The 20565-nt window shown below is 36.5% G+C and carries 18 protein-coding genes; 15 read left to right on the forward strand and 3 right to left on the reverse strand.

Going from position 1 to position 20565, the window contains the following annotated elements; all coding sequences use genetic code 11:
- Positions 1-514: 514 nt before the first annotated feature.
- The 6 genes from dxs (at position 515) to spo0A (ending at position 8790) form a co-directional block, all read left to right on the forward strand.
- Complete coding sequence (dxs, locus tag A9C19_RS06835) at positions 515-2413, forward strand: 1-deoxy-D-xylulose-5-phosphate synthase (RefSeq protein WP_072579248.1); 1899 nt, start codon at positions 515-517, stop codon at positions 2411-2413.
- The gene (locus A9C19_RS06840; protein ID WP_072579249.1) at positions 2410-3258 is read left to right on the forward strand and encodes a TlyA family RNA methyltransferase; all 849 of its coding nucleotides are present in this window, start codon (positions 2410-2412) and stop codon (positions 3256-3258) included. Before dxs ends, A9C19_RS06840 begins: the two co-directional genes overlap by 4 nt.
- A 445-nt stretch (positions 3259-3703) precedes the next feature.
- Positions 3704-4153, forward strand: coding sequence for a transcriptional regulator AhrC/ArgR (gene ahrC, locus A9C19_RS06845; RefSeq protein ID WP_072579250.1), 450 nt, complete (start codon positions 3704-3706; stop codon positions 4151-4153).
- Positions 4154-4420: 267 nt separating this feature from the next.
- Positions 4421-6121, forward strand: coding sequence for a DNA repair protein RecN (gene recN, locus A9C19_RS06850; protein ID WP_072579251.1), 1701 nt, complete (start codon positions 4421-4423; stop codon positions 6119-6121).
- Between the two features lie 303 nt (positions 6122-6424).
- A complete protein-coding gene (spoIVB, locus tag A9C19_RS06855) occupies positions 6425-7699 on the forward strand; it encodes a SpoIVB peptidase (protein ID WP_072581777.1) in 1275 nt (424 codons plus the stop codon).
- Positions 7700-7998: 299 nt separating this feature from the next.
- Positions 7999-8790 (forward strand): sporulation transcription factor Spo0A, encoded by a 792-nt coding sequence (gene spo0A, locus A9C19_RS06865; RefSeq protein ID WP_072579253.1) that lies wholly within the window; start codon positions 7999-8001, stop codon positions 8788-8790.
- Between the two features lie 110 nt (positions 8791-8900).
- Here the strand turns inward: spo0A and A9C19_RS06870 are convergent, their stop codons facing one another.
- Together A9C19_RS06870 and A9C19_RS06875 are read right to left on the reverse strand one after the other, a co-directional pair.
- Positions 8901-9422, reverse strand: coding sequence for a ferritin family protein (locus A9C19_RS06870; RefSeq protein WP_072579254.1), 522 nt, complete (start codon positions 9420-9422; stop codon positions 8901-8903).
- A 133-nt stretch (positions 9423-9555) separates the two neighbouring features.
- Positions 9556-9711 (reverse strand): YycC family protein, encoded by a 156-nt coding sequence (locus A9C19_RS06875; RefSeq protein WP_072579255.1) that lies wholly within the window; start codon positions 9709-9711, stop codon positions 9556-9558.
- Positions 9712-9760: 49 nt separating this feature from the next.
- Here A9C19_RS06875 and A9C19_RS22550 point away from each other — a divergent pair, with 49 nt between their 5' ends.
- Together A9C19_RS22550 and A9C19_RS22555 are read left to right on the forward strand one after the other, a co-directional pair.
- Positions 9761-10105, forward strand: a complete 345-nt coding sequence (locus A9C19_RS22550) for a glycerophosphodiester phosphodiesterase family protein (protein WP_338022845.1) — start codon at positions 9761-9763, stop codon at positions 10103-10105.
- Positions 10051-10506 carry a glycerophosphodiester phosphodiesterase family protein gene (locus tag A9C19_RS22555; protein ID WP_338022846.1) on the forward strand — a complete coding sequence of 152 codons (456 nt, stop codon included), beginning with the start codon at positions 10051-10053 and terminating at the stop codon, positions 10504-10506. The genes A9C19_RS22550 and A9C19_RS22555 overlap by 55 nt, the downstream gene beginning before the upstream one ends.
- Before the next feature lie 548 nt (positions 10507-11054).
- Here A9C19_RS22555 and A9C19_RS06885 read toward each other — a convergent pair.
- On the reverse strand, positions 11055-11300 hold the full coding sequence (locus A9C19_RS06885; RefSeq protein WP_072579256.1) for a DUF2627 domain-containing protein: 246 nt from the start codon (positions 11298-11300) through the stop codon (positions 11055-11057).
- Positions 11301-11452: 152 nt separating this feature from the next.
- Between A9C19_RS06885 and A9C19_RS06890 the strand changes: the two genes are divergently transcribed.
- The 7 genes from A9C19_RS06890 (at position 11453) to A9C19_RS06920 (ending at position 20540) form a co-directional block, all read left to right on the forward strand.
- Positions 11453-13537 carry a sigma-54 interaction domain-containing protein gene (locus A9C19_RS06890; RefSeq protein WP_072581778.1) on the forward strand — a complete coding sequence of 695 codons (2085 nt, stop codon included), beginning with the start codon at positions 11453-11455 and terminating at the stop codon, positions 13535-13537.
- A gap of 295 nt (positions 13538-13832) precedes the next feature.
- The gene (gene yqiS, locus A9C19_RS06895) at positions 13833-14741 is read left to right on the forward strand and encodes a phosphate butyryltransferase (protein ID WP_072581779.1); all 909 of its coding nucleotides are present in this window, start codon (positions 13833-13835) and stop codon (positions 14739-14741) included.
- A 13-nt stretch (positions 14742-14754) separates the two neighbouring features.
- Positions 14755-15852: a branched-chain amino acid dehydrogenase gene (gene bcd, locus A9C19_RS06900; RefSeq protein ID WP_072579257.1), complete on the forward strand. Its 1098-nt coding sequence runs from the start codon at positions 14755-14757 to the stop codon at positions 15850-15852.
- A gap of 97 nt (positions 15853-15949) precedes the next feature.
- Positions 15950-17065 (forward strand): butyrate kinase, encoded by a 1116-nt coding sequence (gene buk / locus A9C19_RS06905; RefSeq protein WP_072579258.1) that lies wholly within the window; start codon positions 15950-15952, stop codon positions 17063-17065.
- A 31-nt stretch (positions 17066-17096) separates the two neighbouring features.
- Entirely contained in the window at positions 17097-18521 is a 1425-nt protein-coding gene (gene lpdA / locus A9C19_RS06910; RefSeq protein ID WP_072579259.1) for a dihydrolipoyl dehydrogenase, read from the forward strand.
- Between the two features lie 30 nt (positions 18522-18551).
- Positions 18552-19544: a thiamine pyrophosphate-dependent dehydrogenase E1 component subunit alpha gene (locus tag A9C19_RS06915; RefSeq protein WP_072579260.1), complete on the forward strand. Its 993-nt coding sequence runs from the start codon at positions 18552-18554 to the stop codon at positions 19542-19544.
- Positions 19545-19556: 12 nt separating this feature from the next.
- Positions 19557-20540 (forward strand): alpha-ketoacid dehydrogenase subunit beta, encoded by a 984-nt coding sequence (locus A9C19_RS06920; RefSeq protein ID WP_072579261.1) that lies wholly within the window; start codon positions 19557-19559, stop codon positions 20538-20540.
- Positions 20541-20565: the final 25 nt, after the last annotated feature.

The following is a 20565-nucleotide window of genomic DNA, read 5'->3' on the forward strand; positions in this document are numbered from 1 at the left end:
AAGGTAACGGTTTTTTCAGTATATTAATTCAGCTTGTAAAAGTAAGCTACTGATTGATTAAACTAGTTATAAATGGATCATCTATTAGCTTATAGTGGATTAAGCTATAGTTTAACAACAATGTGAATGAGAACGGAATGGTACTGTATGACATAAAACATTGTCATAAGCGCATTTTTATGGTAAATTTTCTTTGCTCGATAACTTACGTTAAATATTCTAATGAATTACCCAAATTGTTTTTAAATCGACGAGCTTTAAGTTAAAATAAGGGAATAAGAAATAACATATAAAAGAAACGTACCTAATTAAATTAGGCTTTTTTCTTAAACTTTATTGGTACTTGATTTGAAAATACCAATTATCATTACACGAAAATTTTAAGGGAAAATGAAAAAAGAGCGCTCTTCCTATTTAGAGTGTTAAAATCGGTATATGGAATTTTACCAAAACAACAAGTTCCGAATACAACACTATGCAAAGAATCAAACTGAATCGAAAGTGAGTGATCCATTTGGATCTTCTATCCATTAAAGACCCAAGTTTTTTAAAAAACTTATCGAATAATGAGCTTGAAAAATTAAGCGCCGAAATAAGGCAATTTTTAATTGAAAAGCTTGCAAATACTGGAGGACATATTGGTCCTAATTTAGGTGTTGTGGAACTGACAATCGCCTTACACAAAGTATTTGATAGCCCTAAAGACAAATTCTTATGGGATGTTGGTCATCAATCATATGTGCATAAAATTTTAACTGGACGAGCTGATCAATTCGATACATTACGTCAGTATGAAGGACTATGTGGGTTTCCAAAACGTTGTGAGAGTGAACATGATGTGTGGGAAACAGGACATAGTTCAACATCATTATCAGCTGCAATGGGCATGGCAATTGCTCGTGACTTAAAAAAATCCAAAGAACATGTTATTCCGATAATTGGAGACGGAGCATTAACAGGTGGAATGGCTCTTGAAGCCTTAAATCATATCGGACATGAAAAAAAGGACGTGATTGTTGTCCTTAATGATAATGAAATGTCTATTGCGCCAAACGTAGGGGCACTTCATAATATTCTAGGGCGACTTCGTACAGCTGGAAAATATCATTGGGTAAAAGATGAGCTTGAATATTTGTTGAAGAAGATTCCAGCTGTCGGTGGCAAGCTAGCGTCTACAGCTGAGCGTGTGAAGGACAGCCTAAAATATTTATTAGTGTCTGGTGTGTTTTTTGAAGAGTTAGGCTTTACTTACTTGGGACCTGTCGATGGTCATGACTATGATAACCTATTTGAAAACCTTCAATATGCGAAAAAAACCTCAGGTCCTGTTTTATTGCATGTTATAACAAAAAAAGGAAAAGGGTATCAGCCAGCTGAGACAGATACTATCGGTACTTGGCATGGTACAGGACCTTATAAAATTGAAACCGGTGATTTCGTCAAACCTCAAGCAATTGGGCCTGCTTGGAGTAAGGTGGTTAGTGAAACAGTAAGAAAACTAGCACGAGAAGATGAGCGAATTGTCGCAATTACACCTGCAATGCCTGTCGGTTCGAAACTAGAAGCCTTTGCTGAAGAATTTCCAGATCGTATGTTTGATGTAGGTATTGCCGAACAACATGCTGCAACAGTTGCTGCTGGATTAGCAACACAAGATATGAAGCCATTCTTAGCAATCTACTCTACCTTCTTACAAAGGGCATATGATCAAGTCGTACATGATATTTGTCGTCAAAATTTAAATGTCTTTATAGGAATTGACCGTTCTGGTTTAGTTGGAGCGGATGGAGAAACTCATCAAGGAGTTTTTGACATTGCTTTCTTAAGACATTTACCTAATATGGTCATAATGATGGCGAAAGATGAAAATGAAGGACAGCACCTTGTAAATACAGCGTTAAAATATAATGAAGGACCTATTGCTCTTCGTTATGCGCGTGGAAATGGAATCGGTGTCCCAATGGATGAGACACTAAAAGAAATTCCTATTGGGACATGGGAAGTTTTAAAAGAAGGTTCTGACGCAGTCATTTTAACATTTGGAACAACAATTGAGATGGCGATGGACGCTTCAAGTAAACTTGCAGAGGCGGGAGTGTCAGTTCGTGTTGTAAACGCACGATTTATTAAACCAATGGATGAGAAAATGCTGAAAGAGATTTTTGCTGAAGGTCTTCCAATTTTAACAATCGAGGAAGCGGTCCTTCAAGGTGGGTTTGGAAGTGCAGTCTTAGAATTTGCGCAAGAAAACCAAGCTTCTTCCAGAATTTCAAGAATGGGTATTCCAGATCGCTTCATAGAACATGGTAGTGTATCGAAGTTGTTGGAAGAAATTGGGATGACCACAGAAAATGTTGTGCAAAAAATGAATGAGCTACTTCCGTACCAAGAAAAAAGGGTAATGAGATCATGAACACAAAAAAAGAACGACTAGATATACTTCTTGTTGAGAATGGACTATTTGAAACAAGAGAAAAAGCAAAAAGAGCCATTATGGCTGGACAAATATATGGCAATGAAGAACGTTTAGATAAACCAGGAGAAAAAGTGTCGAGAGATGTTCACCTTACAATTAAAGGACAAAGTCTTAAATATGTTAGTCGTGGGGGATTAAAGCTTGAAAAAGCGATAAACGAATTTCACATCGACTTGCAGGGTAAAACAATGATTGATATTGGTTCATCAACCGGTGGATTTACTGATTGTGCTCTTCAAAATGGTGCAAAATTCTCGTACGCATTAGATGTTGGTTACAATCAGCTTGCATGGAAACTAAGACAGGATGATCGAGTTATCGTGATGGAAAGAACGAATTTTCGCTATGTTACACCTGCTGATTTCCAACAAGGGTTACCGGAATTTGCATCAATTGATGTTTCTTTTATCTCATTAAAATTAATTTTTCCAGTCTTGAAGACTATACTAGTACCAAATAGTAATGTTGTTGCATTAGTGAAACCACAGTTTGAAGCTGGACGTGAATTAGTAGGTAAAAAAGGGATTGTACGCGATCCAAAGGTCCATGAATATGTGCTAAAAGAAATGATGGCATTTGTTTTAAATGAAGGCTACCATATTGAAAATCTATCCTACTCTCCTATCACAGGTGGAGATGGTAATATTGAATTTCTTTTACATTTGTATTGGGACAAGCAAACGGAACAAGGTGAAAACCGATGTGAGAGAACGTTTGAAGAAATTGTAAATGAGGCGCATTCGCAACTAAAAGAAAACAAGCTAAAACAAAAGCAGGAATAATAGCATTTGCTATTTTCCTGTTTTTTGTTTTCTCTATTAGTACTGTTAGACTAAAAGTAGTGATTTTCCATGAATTCATTCTATCTGAAAAAACAACCGTGAACTAATGTTAAAAAGATTATCTCTATTATCATGCCTACTAATACTTTTTAGAGTATGACTTAACCTTTCTTAGAGCGTACTATTACATAATATTAAATGTACCAAATAACGAGAAATAAAATGTAAATAGGTAATTTACATAATTCATCATAATTATACAAATAATTAAATAAGAATTTTCTGTATATTTATACGAGTTGAATTACAGTATGTAATGAATTATGCAAGATTTGAAGGAGATATTAACTTAAACTGTACATTTATAAGGTTTTCGTATAAGATAAAAGGTATAAACATACAAAGTGAGTACGGCAGAATAGGAATGTAAAAGGGGTGTTTTCAAATGAATAAAGGCCAAAGACATATAAAAATTAGAGAGATAATTACAAATAATGACATAGAAACACAAGATGAATTAGTTGATTTATTAAAGAACATGGGGTTTAATGTTACACAGGCAACGGTTTCAAGGGATATTAAAGAGTTGCACTTAGTGAAAGTCCCTATGATAGATGGTCGTTATAAATATAGCTTACCTGCAGATCAACGTTTTAACCCTTTACAAAAGCTTAAACGTGCTTTGATGGATGCGTTTGTTAAAATTGATTCAGCGGGTCATATGCTTGTTATGAAAACGTTACCTGGTAATGCCAATGCCATTGGAGCGCTTATTGATAATTTAGATTGGGATGAAGTGTTAGGTACTATTTGTGGGGACGATACGATATTAATTATTTGTCGCACAAATGATGACACATCAAGCATTTCACAACGTTTTCTAGACATGCTTTAAGGTAATATAAATAAAAGGATGGGTTTGCAATGTATCGATTCTTTTTTCACTTTTTTATGGAGGGATAAGACTCCTGATTAGAAATATGGGAGTGCAAGAGATACACGAGAAGGTTTCCGGATAAGCCTCTAGAAAGTGTATTCGATATAACAACCACCTTTATAGAACCAAAGAGAAAAGCTATGGCGTTTTATTTGTAAGAAAGTTAAGGTAATTGCATGTTTAAATTAGATAGTGGACTAAATAAGATAAGAGGTGTGATTCTGTTTGCTAGCGGAATTATCAATTAAAAATTTTGCCATCATTGAAGCTTTAACCGTTTCATTTGAAAAGGGATTAACTGTATTAACTGGAGAAACAGGTGCAGGGAAGTCAATAATCATTGATGCAATACATTTATTAGCAGGAGCAAGAGGTTCATCTGAATTTGTTCGGTATGGGGAAAAACGAGCAGAGTTAGAGGGTCTTTTTCTAATAGAGGATGATAACCATCCTGTCTATCAAAAATGTGAAGATTTTGGGATTGACGTAAGTGATGGAATGATTATTTTAAGACGAGACTTATCGTCTTCTGGTAAGAGTATTTGTAGAATTAATGGAAAATTAGTCACAATAGCCATTTTACGTGAAGTTGGTCAATATTTAGTAGATATTCACGGACAACATGATAATCAAGAGTTGATGAACGAGGAAAACCATATCCATTTATTGGATCAATACGGTGGGAAGAAAACCAAACATGCCTTAGAAGACTATCTTGAAGTGTTTGGTCGGTATGAGACTCTTCAGAGGAAAATTAATAAATTAACTGAGAATGAACAAGAAATGGCTCACCGCTTAGATTTATTGCAGTTTCAACTAGATGAAATAGAGAGTGCAGATCTACAGCCCCGAGAAGATGAAATTCTACAGGAAGAAAAAAATCAAATTTCAAATTATGAAAGAATCTTTGATTCCTTACAAAATGGCTACAATGCTCTTCATGGTGAACATAAAGGATTAGATTGGGTCGGACATGCTATGAGTAATATAGAGAATGTAGGAAATCTTAATCATACATTAAAGGAATTGTCTGAGGCGATATCTAACGTCTATTATTTACTTGAAGATGTGTCTTATCAAGTTAGAAATGAACTAGAATCATTAGAGTTTGATCCGGCAAGATTGAATTTCTTGGAAAGTCGTTTGAACGAAATTAACCATCTTAAGAGAAAATATGGACAATCAGTCGATGAAGTATTAGCCTATTCAGCAAAAATTGAAGAAGAAATTGATACTATTCAAAACAAAGACAGTCATTTGCATAATCTCCAAAAAGAATTAGACTCTATTCTTAAAGATTTAGCAGTTGAGGCCAAAAATGTAACAAGTATACGTAAAAGCTTTGCAGAAGTTCTAACAAAAGAAATACACAAGGAACTAAAAGAGCTTTATATGGAAAAGACTAGATTTGATGTTCAATTTAACATAAAACAAAAATCAGTAAATGAAACAAAGTACACGGCAAGTGGCATTGATGAAGTAGAGTTTTTTATTTCAACAAACCCTGGTGAGCCCTTAAAATCATTGAGTAAAACAGCTTCTGGTGGAGAGCTGTCTAGAATTATGCTTGCAATGAAAAGTATCTTCTCGCAACATCAAGGGATAACGTCCATTATATTTGATGAAGTGGATACTGGAGTAAGTGGACGAGTTGCCCAAGCTATAGCGGAGAAAATTTATCGAGTTTCAAATGGATCACAAGTACTTTGTATTACTCATCTACCTCAAGTCGCTGCGATGGCAGACACGCATCTTTATATCGCAAAGGAAACCAGGTCAGGTAGAACAAAGACTTCTGTCAAACCTTTAGGTGAGAATGAAAAAATTAGAGAAATTGGACGGATGATTGCTGGTGTTGAAGTAACAGAGCTTACAAAAGAACATGCTAAAGAGCTTCTTGCATTAGCTCACACATCTAAAAGCTAAAGATAGAGGAGGGGACTAACTAAGTGCCTGTACCTTTCGTAACAACTCTTTGTACGCACTGATTGTAGACAATAGATTGAATCGAAGGGTGTCTGGCTCTTTGTTTTGTCTTAGCCTCTTTTTTTTATTATATGCATTCTTTCTATATTTAATATCTGCTAATACTGTTAGAGAAACCTTCATTTTTTCTGTGGAAAACAGTTATAAATCCAAGGCAAAAAGGCTACATTAAAACTGTAGCCATATACACAATATGGTGTGGGTTAGGAGCGAGGAGAGTGAAGGTTTTTGCAGACAGAAAAAATGAGAAAAATAATTGGTGTAATTCTCCTTGTTTTATTCACGAGTTTAGGTTTTGTTGAAGAAGTTAGAGAATACGTTCAAATACCTACCCAAATAAAGGTATTTGAGTCACAGCAACTACAATTACAAAGTTCAGTTCCTGTATCTGCTTCTCAAGATGCTGAAGAAGCATTTACTGTTCAGAAAAATAGTGATGGAAAAACGTTAGATGTTCAAGGAAAGAAGGCAGGTGAAGGAGAAGTTGTTTTTGACCTAGCTGGATTTCCTGTTAAAAAGGTTGGAGTAGATGTTTTACCGGACTTTAAAGTGATTCCGGGTGGACAATCTATAGGTGTAAAACTAAATAGTCTTGGCGTCTTGGTGGTTGGACACCATCAAATTAACACTGCAGAAGGAAAAAAATCTCCAGGTGAAATAGCGAATGTTAAAGTTGGAGATATCATAACAAATATTAACGGTACAAAAATTGAACAAATGAGTGATGTAACACCTTTCATTGAAGAGGCCGGAAAAACGGGTAAACCGCTCGATCTTGTCTTAAAAAGAGATGCTGAAAAAATTGAAACAAAGCTGTACCCTTTAAAGGATGAAAATGATCGATCTTATCGAATTGGGCTGTATATTCGAGATTCAGCAGCTGGAATTGGGACAATGACCTTCTATGATCCAAGCTCAAAGAAATATGGTGCATTAGGTCATGTTATATCAGATATGGATACAAAAAAACCAATTGTTGTTGATAATGGTCAAATTGTGAGATCAACTGTTACATCAATTGAAAAAGGAAGTAATGGTAACCCTGGTGAAAAGCTAGCTAGATTCTCTAGTGATCATAAAATTATAGGGAACATTACAAGAAATAGTGCTTTTGGAATATTTGGGGAGCTAAATCAAAAAATTCAAAATGGCATAAGTGATGATGCTATGCCAATTGCGTTATCCAGTGAAGTAAAAGAAGGACCAGCAAAAATATTAACGGTCGTAGCCAATGATGAAGTGGAAGAGTTCGATGTCGAAGTTGTAAGCTCAGTTCCACAAAAGTTCCCTGCAACGAAGGGTATGGTCATTAAAATCACCGATGAGCGTTTATTAGAGAAAACAGGTGGGATCGTGCAAGGAATGAGTGGCAGTCCAATTATTCAAAACGGAAAAGTAATCGGAGCGGTCACACATGTATTTGTGAATGATCCAACTAGTGGTTATGGTGTTCATATTGAATGGATGTTAAATGAAGCTGGTATCGATATTTATGAAAATAAACAAAAAGTTAGCTAAAAAAACTGCCAAGAAATTTCATTTCTTGGCAGTTTTTTTATTTTTTTCTTTTCATTTAAGAAACCATTATGTAAAATATAAGAAGAGAAAGATTTTTCGACAAAACGAATTGCTTCGCAAATGTCAAATGGCGTATGTGGTCGAAAAACAGAGTATTTTGAAGGAAAACCTTATTTTTCTCATTTTTTTAAAGTTTTTTAGAAAAAATAAAGGAAATTCTGTGCTCATGTCGAAATGATTTATGTACTAGTAAATAAACTAATGAACATAACGGAACTTAGACTGAGGAGGAAGTATTAGTGAAAAAAATTAAAGTGTGTATAGTTGATGATAATCGTGAACTTGTAGGTTTATTAGAGGAATATTTATCAAGTCAAGAGGACATAGAGGTTTTAGGTGTAGCTTACAATGGTCAAGAATGTTTAAATATGCTAAAAGAAAAAGAACCAGATGTATTGGTTTTAGATATTATTATGCCTCACTTGGATGGTCTTGGTGTTTTAGAAAAAATAAGACAATTAGATCGACCACAGCCAAACGTTATCATGCTTACAGCATTTGGCCAAGAAGATGTTACGAAAAAAGCTGTTGACCTTGGGGCAGCATACTTTATTTTAAAACCATTTGATATGGAAGGACTTGCGAGCCATATCCGTCAAGTAAGTGGCAATGCAGCACCAATTATTAAACGAGCAAATGGAAGCTTCAGAAATAGTGTTGAAGTGCCAGCTAAAGGGAAAAATCTTGATGCCAGCATTACAAGCATCATTCATGAGATTGGTGTTCCTGCTCATATTAAAGGCTACCTATACCTACGTGAAGCGATCTCAATGGTATACAATGATATAGAATTATTAGGATCGATTACAAAGGTTCTTTATCCTGATATTGCTAAGAAATATAACACAACTGCGTCACGTGTTGAACGCGCGATTCGTCACGCTATTGAAGTAGCTTGGAGCCGTGGAAACATTGAATCGATCTCATCTCTGTTTGGCTACACAGTAAGCATGACAAAAGCAAAACCAACTAATTCAGAGTTTATCGCAATGGTTGCAGATAAATTAAGGCTTGAACACAAGGCGTCATAATTAGTAAAGTATAGGTGAATACAAGATCGCAATTTTAAAATAACTTTTTATTTAAGGTCTTCCTATTTATTGGAGTATCCAATAGAAAGGAAGGCCTTAATTCATTACATTCAAGAACGTAAACTCACATATTGTTTTTTTTCTGATTTAAGTATTCTAATATGCTGCGATGACGAATTGAAAAATCTTTCGAATGCCTCAGTTACATCTTCTGGAAAAACGTTTATACTCCTTAGTTTTTTGTACATCAGATTGTTTTTTATTTCATATTCAATTGCTTGTTCGAAAGCTTGTTGTAATGTCGGAGGAGAATGTATGAATTTATTTGTACGATCTTTTGGGCTGTCTATATTATATTTTTTTAAAAGGGGAAGAAGTGTAGAGATTTGCTGACTTTGGTAAACTTTTACCTGTACAAAAGGTCTAATAGCGCCATACCTTTCTATACATGAATCAAAATAAGATTGATGTAAAAGTTCATCTTGTAAAGCATAGGTTAGTGCATCTGCCAAAGAGATATTCTCATCTAGGAGGGCTCCATTTGCTCCGTAGTAACTCGGGATCTTTGCTAAAGCGGTGTATGGGAATGTGATAAAATGTAGAAATAGTAGTAATGTAAGTATTTTTTTCAACATGTTTCCTCCTCATCCATTCATGTTAACGTTATTTTCCATGTAAGAGGAGGAAAATATGCACAAGCATTATTTCTTATGTCTTAGGACATTCTTAATAGGGTAGCAACAAAGTTTAAGAAAGACCTATAAGCTATTGGTTTTTCTTATTGTTCTCTTCATTACTGGTTAGTTCAGCCAACTTTGCTATTAATATATGCTGAGGCATATGCATAATTTGCTCTAAAGGCAAGTTTAAAGATTCTGAGAGTTTCTGTGCTGTTTCAGCAGAAATTTGTAATGGTTTCATATTGATACCTCCTACTTCCTATTTTACACGAAATGAAGGTGTGTACAAGATGACAAAAATTATTGGACATAGAGGATTTGCTGGAAAATATCCTGAAAATACTATGGTTTCCTTTGAGGCAGCAGTGGATGCAGGTGCTGATGGAATAGAATTAGATGTACAAATGACAAAAGATGGTGAGATTGTTGTCATCCATGACGAGACGGTCGATCGAACAACAGATGGAAATGGCTATGTAAAAAATTTTTCCTTAGAAGACATTTCTTTATTAGATGCGAGCTTTACATATAAGCAATTTACAGGAATGGTCAAAGTTCCTACTTTGAAAGAAGTATTAGAATGGGGAAGAACCTTTCCTACTCTTATCTTAAATATCGAATTGAAAATGGTATAGTTACCTATCCTGGATTAGAAAGAAAAGTAATTCAAATGATAACTAGCTATGGAATGGAGGATCAAGTTATCCTCTCTTCTTTTAAACACTACAGCCTTGTAGAATGTAAGCGTATAAATGATCGTATTAAAACAGCCATTCTGTACATGGAGGGACTCTACAAGCCTTACGACTATGCTAAAGGTGTGGGGGCTGATGGATTACATCCTTACTATTTAGCGATAACCTCATCAATAATAGAGGAGTCACAAAAGTTAAATGGGCTAGCCATAAGACCATTTACGGTAAATGATGAAAATGTAATGAGGAAATTAATGGTGGATAAGGTTTCTGCTATTATTACCGACTTACCTGATATAGCGATTTCTATAAAAGATAGCTCTGTTAGATGTGGGTGTTGAAGTTCGTTACGGACTAATTCCTGTACGCGAGGAGGATATAGAATAATCCAAAGTACTAACTTCTTTTAATAAGTAATTTTTCCTAGGAAGGTCCGAAAACTAACCTACGCGTAATCGCCTAAGAGGTCTTACCTGTATGCTTTCCATCCTTAAAAAGCAACAATCTTGTAGACATTACCTAGTAACCTTAGCTTAATATGCTTCAATAGTACCTGCAGATCGTATTCATGTCGTTAAATGCGATTTGGATTCTACCCTCTTAAGACACTTGCTTCAAATAGGTGAAAGTGGAGCTCCCCAAGCTTTGCCTGAGGGAGCTTTAGTCTTCCCTCAATACTTCAACCTTATTTTAACGTGCACAATAGAAGAGTCCTCATTCCATTGTTTTTTCACAGTTCATTGACTATATCTATTTCTTCCTTTCCCTTTCAAATAAGTTATACAGAAAGATTAGTCAGTACGTTTAAAACAAGAATACTACCTTTGCCTTGCCCTTTTCTGATCGTGTTGTCAAGTTATTTTAAAACCCAGATATTTTTTCATTCGAGTTAAGTTCCGCTTTTCTTAGAGAACCTTTTTTGCACTTTATTTCTCTTGCGATCTCGATAAAAAATAAAGCCAGCAACAAAGCTAAGGCCACCTAAAAATAAAATGAGTCCAAGAGTAAATTGTAGAAATAAGTTTGGTATTGGGGCGTGTAGGATTCCAAAAGTCATATCTCTCATGAGTTTAATCCCATAAGCTGCTAATACTCCAGGAAATACCATAATGAGTAACGCAAGTATTCTAGACATAGTAATATTCGTCCTTTCTAGTTCTCGAATCCATTGTCTGACTATGAAAGTCGTTTGTCAAGAGGCAGTGTATAAGCTATGATATAAGTGTGCAAAAAATTGCAAGGTAGGAAAGAGTTAACAGAATGAAGTCATTAAAGGGGATAGATGGAATGCAACAGGTGATGATTGTAGGTGCTGGTAAAGGTGGAACAGCATTATTAAACCGTATTCTTGAAACGAAAATGATGAAAATCGTCGCAGTGGTTGATATAAATGAAGAAGCTCCTGGAATGAGGCTTGCGAAGGAGCTAGGAATAAGAACATCTACTAGTTGGAAGGAAGTGGTGTCTGATATTCAGGTTAATGTAATTATTGAAGCGACAGGAGATGAAAGCGTAATCAAAGAGCTTCAGGTAAATAAGCAGTCTTATGTTGCCATCATACCTGGTACAGTTGCTCATATCATATCAGAGCTAGTTGAGGAAAAGGAAGGTCTAATTTCCAAGCTGAAGGAAGAAGCGTATAAGCAAAAAACAATTTTTAATTCCACAAATGACGGTATGATTGTCATCGATACGCAAGAAAAAATTATTTTATTTAATAAAATGGCCGAGAAGATAACTGGGTTTTCTAGCCGTAAAGCGATAGGAAAAAAGGTAAATGAAGTGATACCCTCAAGTAGATTATCGCGAATATTAAATACGAGAGAGGTGGAGCGTAATCAAGAGCAAGTGTTAGAAAATGGCTCGAAAATAATTACAACAAGAATCCCGATGATTGATGAAGCGGGGAATTTATTAGGAGCGTTATCGCTTTTTAAAGATATAACGGAGGTTGTAAATCTGGCTGAGGAAGTTACAAATTTACAAGGAATTCAAATGATGCTTGAAGCGATTATTCAATCCTCGGAGGAAGCAATATCAGTCGTAGATGAAAAAGGAAGAGGTATACTCATTAATCGTGCCTACACAAGGATGACTGGATTAACAGAAGAGCAAGTGATTGGAAAACCTGCAACTGCAGATATTTCTGAAGGTGAAAGTATGCATATGAAGGTTTTGCAAACAAGAAGAGCTGTTAGAGGTGTTCGTATGAAAGTAGGACCCTCCAAAAAAGATGTTATTGTAAATGTTGCACCAGTCATAGTGAGTGGAAAATTAAAAGGAAGTGTAGGAGTTATTCATGATATGAGTGAAATTCAGACCCTCACAACCGAATTAAATCGTGCGCGTCAAATTATTCGTACTCTAGAAGCGAAGTATTCATTTGAGGACATTATAGGTGTAAGTGAAGAAATGAAGGTAGTAATTGAACAAGCTAAACTCGGAGCTAAAACGCCAGCTACTGTATTATTAAGAGGGGAATCAGGTACAGGTAAGGAATTATTTGCACATGCCATCCACAATGCAAGTGATCGAAAATATAACAAATTTATTCGAGTAAATTGTGCTGCAATAGCTGAAAATCTTTTAGAAAGTGAATTATTTGGATATGAAGAAGGTGCTTTCTCAGGTGCGAAAAGAGGAGGGAAGCGTGGTTTCTTTGAAGAAGCGAACAATGGAAGTATTTTTTTAGATGAAATAGGTGAGTTGTCTGCAAATATGCAGGCGAAGCTATTAAGAGTGTTGCAAGAAAATGAAGTGGTTAGGGTAGGTGGGACAAAGCCTATTGATGTGAATGTACGTGTAATTGCAGCAACGAATGTAAATATTGAAAAGGGAATGGCTGATGGAAGCTTCCGGGAAGATCTATACTATCGTTTGAATCGGTATCCTATATCCATTCCTCCTCTAAGAGATCGAAAGGAAGATATTCCAGCTCTTTGCGAAAGATTACTAGGGAAATTAAATCAAGATTATGGCCGAAATATTTCGAATGTGGATGAACACGCACTAACATTGTTAACACATTATCATTGGCCTGGTAATGTAAGAGAGCTAGAAAACATCTTAGGAAGAGCCATTATCTTTATGGAACACCACGAAGTTGAGGTGAAAGCAAAACATATACCAAGGCTAGAACGAATCCAGAAGGAAAATAGCATACAAGAAAATGTGGATTTTGTTCATAATAAGGAGGAAACCTTAGCGGAGACTGTGGAGAAAGTAGAAGCTGAGGTGATAAAAAAAGCACTGGATACTCATAAATATAATCGAACGAAAACAGCTAAAGCTCTAGGAATATCTTTAAGAAGTTTATATTACAAAATGGAAAAATATAACCTTGCAAATAATAGCATGCAAGAAAATTCATAGTTTGCAAAAAAGTGCATAGTCGGTATATGATAAGAGAGTAATATTTGATGGCTTCCACTTCATTTTAAGCAAGGACAAGCATTTGTATTAAGTTCATATCGACTATGCTTATTGCAATGGTATGTTTTTATACATAGGGGTAAAGCTGTTTTTATAGTTTGTTAAAATAAGCCTTTCTACAAAATTATACATAAAAATGAAAATGGATTATTAGGTGATGAAGAAATTGGCACAGTTCTTGCTAGGTATATAATAGATGCAGATGAAATCATCTAAGAAAGGTTTGAGTAGTCTAATGAAACTTGAAAATCTGCTACTAGAGGCTGCAAAAATAGCTGGAATTACAGTTGCAGTTGCTTCTCCGGAAGACGAGGAAGTAATAGAAGCTATTAGAGAAGCAATTGCCCATAATTTAGCTCGGTTTTTACTCTTTGGTGATAAAGAGAAAATTGAAACACTTTTAGTAGAAAAAGAATGTAACAGAGATTTTGTTGAAATCATTCATACAAGATCTAAAGAGCAGTCAGCACAGATGGCAGTTAGAGCAGTGCATCAAAATGAGGCATCCGTACTTATGAAAGGGAACCTCCCAACTTCAACTTTATTAAAAGCAGTATTAAATAAAGAGTATGGGTTAAGAACGGGCAAAGTATTGTCACATGTATCGGTGTTTGAGGTTCCTCATTACTCAAAGTTCACTATCTTAACAGATGCAGCTATGAATATTGCACCTGATTTAACTCAAAAAGAGCAAATAATTAATAATTCTGTTGAAGTGGCAAGGTCTATAGGGATTGATTGTCCTAAGGTAGCTGTGTTAGCAGCGGTTGAAGTCATTAACCCTACTATGCAAGCAACGATTGACGCAGCTTCTTTAACAGTTATGAACAAACGAGGACAGATAAGAGACTGTTTAGTTGAAGGGCCATTAGCTCTAGATAATGCAATTTCAATTGATTCGGCAAGACAAAAAGGTATTGAAAGTGAAGTAGCAGGTGCTGCTGATATTTTACTCGTTCCGACGATTGAAGTAGGTAACACCTTATACAAATCACTCATTTACTTTGCAAAGGCTAAGGTTGGTGCCGTTATTGCGGGTGCAAAAGCCCCAATTGTTCTAACAAGTCGATCTGATTCGTCCGAAAGTAAATTATATTCATTAGCTTTAGCAATTTGTACATCTGAAAAAGGAAAAACATTTTAGGAGGAACAACATCATGGAAATGTTCAAATATATGGAGAAATACGACTACGAGCAATTGGTATTTTGTCAAGATAAACAATCGGGTCTAAAAGCAATTATTGCGATCCATGATACAACTTTAGGGCCTGCATTAGGTGGCACTCGTATGTGGACTTATAATTCAGAGGAAGAGGCAATTGAGGATGCTCTTCGTTTAGCTCGAGGTATGACCTACAAAAATGCAGCAGCTGGTTTAAATCTTGGTGGGGGTAAAACAGTTATCATCGGTGATCCAAGAAAAGATAAAAATGAAGAATTATTCCGTGCATTTGGTCGATACATTCAAGGGCTAAATGGTCGATATATTACAGCTGAGGATGTAGGAACAACTGTAGCTGACATGGATCTAATCCATGAGGAAACAGATTATGTGACGGGAATTTCTCCTGCATTTGGTTCATCCGGTAATCCATCACCTGTTACAGCGTACGGTGTTTATCGTGGAATGAAGGCTGCAGCGAAAGAAGCATTTGGTACGGATTCTCTTGAAGGAAAAGTCGTTGCCGTCCAAGGTGTAGGGAATGTTGCATATAATTTATGTAAACATTTGCACGAAGAAGGAGCACAGCTAATTGTTACGGATATTAATAAAGATGCAGTAAAGAGAGCTGTAGAGGATTTTGGTGCTAAAGCTGTTGAACCTAACGAAATATATGGAGTTGATTGCGATATTTATGCACCATGTGCACTTGGAGCAACAATAAATGATGTAACTATTCCACAAATTAAGGCAAAGGTTATTGCAGGGGCTGCAAATAATCAATTAAAAGATACACAACATGGAGATACAATTCATGAAATGGGTATTGTATACGCACCTGATTATGTTATTAATGCAGGTGGAGTTATTAATGTGGCTGATGAGCTGTATGGCTACAATAGTGAAAGAGCACTTAAGAAGGTTGAGGGAATTTACAATAACATAGAACGTGTCATTGAAATTGCAAAGCGAGACCATATTCCTACTTATCAAGCAGCAGATCGTCTAGCTGAAGAAAGAATTGAGCGTATGAGAAATTCCCGTAGTCAATTCCTACAAAATGGTCATCATATTTTAAGTCGCAGACCTTAAAGCAGAACATAATGGAGTTAAGAAAATGTTTCTTAACTCCCCTTACACTTTCATCAATTTTCTAGAAAAACACTTACTTTTTACGGAGGTTTATACGTTGCAGGTACAAGAATATAGAATCCTTGTCATTAATCCAGGATCTACATCAACGAAAATTGGTGTGTTTGATAATGAACGTTCCATCTTTGAAAAAACGCTTCGACATGACTCAGAACTAATTAACTCCTACCCAAATATTATTGATCAATATGAATTTAGAAAACAAACAATTCTAGAATCCCTTGATGAAGAAGGGATTAACATTTCTAAACTGAATGCTGTTTGCGGACGCGGTGGCCTTCTTAGACCGATTGAAGGGGGAACATATGCTGTAAATGAGCAAATGCTTGAAGATCTTCGAAATGGATTTGCAGGTCAGCATGCATCAAATTTAGGTGGAATCATTGCCTTTGAGATTGCAACAGGTCTTAATATACCAGCTTATATTGTGGATCCCGTTGTTGTGGACGAGATGGAGCAGATCGCTAAAATCTCTGGAGTTCCTTCCATTGAACGAAAAAGCATCTTTCATGCATTAAATCAAAAGGCTGTTGCACGTAGGGTAGCTCAAGAGTTTAACAAGAAATATGAAGATATGAACCTCATCATTACACATATGGGTGGAGGTATTACAATTGGTGCTCATATGAATGGTCGGGTAATTGATGTAAATAACGGCTTACATGGTGATGGTCCTTTTAGTCCAGAACGTGCAGGGACAGTTCCTGCAGGTGATCTTGTCGCAATGTGTTATTCAGGGGACTTTTTTAGAGATGAAGTTATGAAAAAACTTGTTGGTCAAGGTGGACTTGTAGGCTATCTTGGGACAAATGATGCAATAAAAGTTGAAAAAATGATAGAAGCAGGTAATGATAAGGCAGCTCTTATCTACTCAGCAATGGCTTATCAGATTGCAAAAGAAATTGGAGCGGCTAGTGCGGTATTAAAAGGGAAAGTGGATGCGATTGTTTTAACTGGAGGCCTTGCTTATAGTGAAAGGCTTGTACAGGAAATATCCTCTTCTATTGATTGGATTGCTGATATTTTAGTCTATCCAGGTGAGAATGAATTACAAGCATTGGCTGAGGGAGCTTTACGCGTATTAAAAAACGAAGAAAAAGCAAAAACCTATCCAAATGAAAAAATTGATCTACCTGTAGGAATGAATAAGTAAGCCATTTTAAGGTAGGAGGAGGCGTTAATCGATGGCAACGGAATATGATTTAGTAATTCTAGGTGGCGGTACCGGTGGCTATGTTGCTGCCATTCGTGCATCACAGCTAGGTTTGAAGACAGCAGTTGTTGAGAAGGCGAATCTAGGAGGAACCTGCTTACATAAAGGGTGTATTCCTAGTAAAGCATTACTTAGAAGTGCAGAGGTTTTCGCAACGGCCAAAAGAAGTGATGAATTTGGTGTGGAAACATCAAATGTTAGCTTGAATTTTGTAAAGGTTCAAGAACGAAAGCAATCCATCGTCAACCAGTTACATCAAGGTGTTACTCAACTTATGAAAAAAGGGAAAATAGATGTTTATGAAGGTTTGGGACGAATATTAGGACCCTCTATCTTCTCCCCAATGCCTGGAACAATCTCGGTTGAAATGAATAATGGTGATGAAAATGAAATGCTTATCCCTAAAAATGTCATTATTTCAACTGGCTCAAGACCCCGTAGCTTGCCAGGGTTAGATATAGATGGCGAAATGGTGTTAACTTCTGATGAAGCATTAGAGCTAGAGACCTTGCCAAATTCTATCATTATTGTTGGTGGTGGTGTCATTGGAATAGAGTGGGCATCTATGCTAGCTGATTTTGGTTTAGAGGTAACTGTTTTAGAGTATTCAGAACGCATCCTACCTACAGAAGATAAAGAAATATCTAAAGAAATGGAACGTCTTTTATCTAAGAAAGGAATTAAGATTTATACAAGTGCAAAAGTTCTCCCTGACACAGTAGAGAAAAACAATTCTTCAGTGACTATTACAGCTGAGTATAAAGAAGAAAAAACTCCATTTACAGCGGATAAAATTCTTGTATCGGTGGGGCGATTGCCTAATGTAGAAGGCATCGGACTTGAAAACACAGATATAAAACTTGAAAAAGGCTTTATCGATACAAATGAGTTTTATCAAACTAAAGAAAGCCATATTTATGCGATTGGAGATGTAATTGGTGGTTTGCAATTAGCGCATGTTGCATCACATGAAGGAATTGTTGCAGTAGAACATATTGCCAATCAAAAGCCACTTCCAATAGATGAATCTATGATTTCAAAATGTATATATAGTAGTCCTGAAATTGCGAGTGTAGGATTTACCGAAGATGAAGCAAAAGAAAAGGGTTTCAACGTGAAAATTGGAAAATTTCCTTTTAAAGCGATCGGAAAGGCTCTAGTATACGGCGAATCAGATGGGTTTGTTAAGCTTGTTGTAGATAAAGACACGGATGATATTCTAGGTGTCCATATGATTGGTCCACACGTAACAGATATGATTTCAGAGGCTGGTCTTGCAAAGGTGCTAGATGCTACTCCATGGGAAGTTTCACATACCATTCACCCGCACCCAACTTTATCTGAAGCTATAGGTGAGGCGGCATTAGCAGTTGATGGAAAAGCAATTCATTTTTGATGAAAATAAGTTTTTAAGGAGGTATAAGGTATGACTGAAAATCGTCATCAAGCTTTAAATTTAACGGATGAAGATGTACTCAATATGTACGAAACTATGCTTTTAGCTCGTAAAATAGATGAACGTATGTGGCTGTTAAATCGAGCTGGAAAGATTCCTTTTGTTATTTCATGTCAAGGACAGGAGGCTGCACAAGTAGGAGCTGCATTTGCATTAAATCGAGACGAGGATTATGTCCTTCCGTATTATCGTGATATGGGTGTAGTATTAGCCTTTGGAATGACGGCAAAGGAATTGATGCTCTCAGCGTTTGCTAAATCAGAAGACCCAAACTCTGGTGGAAGACAAATGCCAGGTCATTTTGGGCAAAAGAAGAATCGAATTGTAACGGGATCTTCTCCTGTAACTACTCAAGTTCCTCATGCAGTAGGAGTAGCATTAGCTGGTAGAATGCAAAGAAAGAACTTAGTAACGTTCGTGACCTTTGGTGAAGGGTCTTCCAATCAAGGTGACTTCCATGAAGGCGCAAACTTCGCTGCTGTACACAAGCTTCCCGTTATTTTCATGTGTGAAAATAATAAATATGCTATCTCTGTACCTTATGAGAAACAAGTGGCATGTGAAAAAATCTCAGATCGTGCTATTGGATATGGAATGCCTGGTGAAACAGTGGATGGAAATGATCCATTGGAAGTCTTTCGTTCTGTAAAGGAAGCTGCAGATCGTGGGCGTCGTGGAGAAGGACCTACATTAGTAGAAGCCATCTCTTATCGTTTAACTCCGCATTCAAGTGATGATGATGATCGTAGCTATCGTGAGCAGGACGAGGTAGCGGAAGCTAAGAAAAACGATCCTATCGTAAAGTTTTCTTCTTACTTAAAAGAAGTCGGTGTGTTGACAGATGAAAAGGAAAAAGAAATGATCGAGTCCATCATGGAAGTGGTAAATGAGGCAACAGAATACGCTGAAGCAGCGCCATATGCAGAAGCAAATGAAGCGCTTAAACATGTCTATGCAGAGTAAGGGGGAAGGATTATGCCTGTAATTTCATATATTGATGCCATTACAATGGCGATGAAAGAAGAAATGGAACGCGATGAGAAGGTATTTGTTCTTGGAGAAGATGTAGGTAGAAAAGGTGGCGTTTTCAAGGCTACTTCAGGTTTATATGATCAATTTGGTGAAGAGAGAGTCATTGATACACCGCTTGCAGAATCAGCTATAGCTGGAGTTGGTATTGGGGCTGCCATGTACGGATTGCGCCCTATTGCTGAGATGCAATTTGCTGATTTTATCATGCCAGCAGTCAATCAAATTATCTCAGAGGCAGCGAAAGTACGTTACCGATCAAATAATGATTGGAGCTGTCCTATTACGATTCGTGCACCATTTGGTGGTGGAGTTCATGGAGCTTTATATCATTCACAATCTGTTGAGGCAGTGTTTGCCAACCAGCCTGGATTGAAAATTGTGATTCCTTCTACTCCATATGACGCAAAAGGCTTACTGAAAGCAGCTATTCGTGATGAGGATCCCGTATTATTTTTCGAACATAAACGTGCGTATCGCTTAATAAAAGGCGAAGTGCCGACCGAGGATTATGTATTACCAATCGGTAAAGCGGATGTAAAACGTGAAGGAGAAGATGTGACCATTATCACGTACGGACTATGTGTACATTTTGCCTTACAAGCTGCAGAACGCTTGGAAAATGATGGAATCTCCACTCACATTCTTGATTTAAGGACGGTCTATCCACTTGATAAGGAAGCAATTATTGAAGCTGCTTCGAAAACAGGGAAGGTCTTGCTTGTAACAGAAGATACATTAGAAGGTAGCATAATGAGTGAAGTATCTGCAATAATTGCGGAAAATTGCCTTTTTGATTTAGATGCTCCGATTATGAGATTAGCAGGTCCAGATGTACCGGCAATGCCTTATGCTCCAACGATGGAAAAATTCTTTATGGTTAATCCAGATAAAGTAGAAGAAGCATTAAGGAAATTAGCAGAGTTCTAATCTAAACCCTTTAAAAAGGAGGTAA

It is taken from the genome of Bacillus weihaiensis, from assembly GCF_001889165.1.
GTDB classification, from domain to species: Bacteria; Bacillota; Bacilli; order Bacillales; family Bacillaceae; genus Metabacillus; species Metabacillus weihaiensis.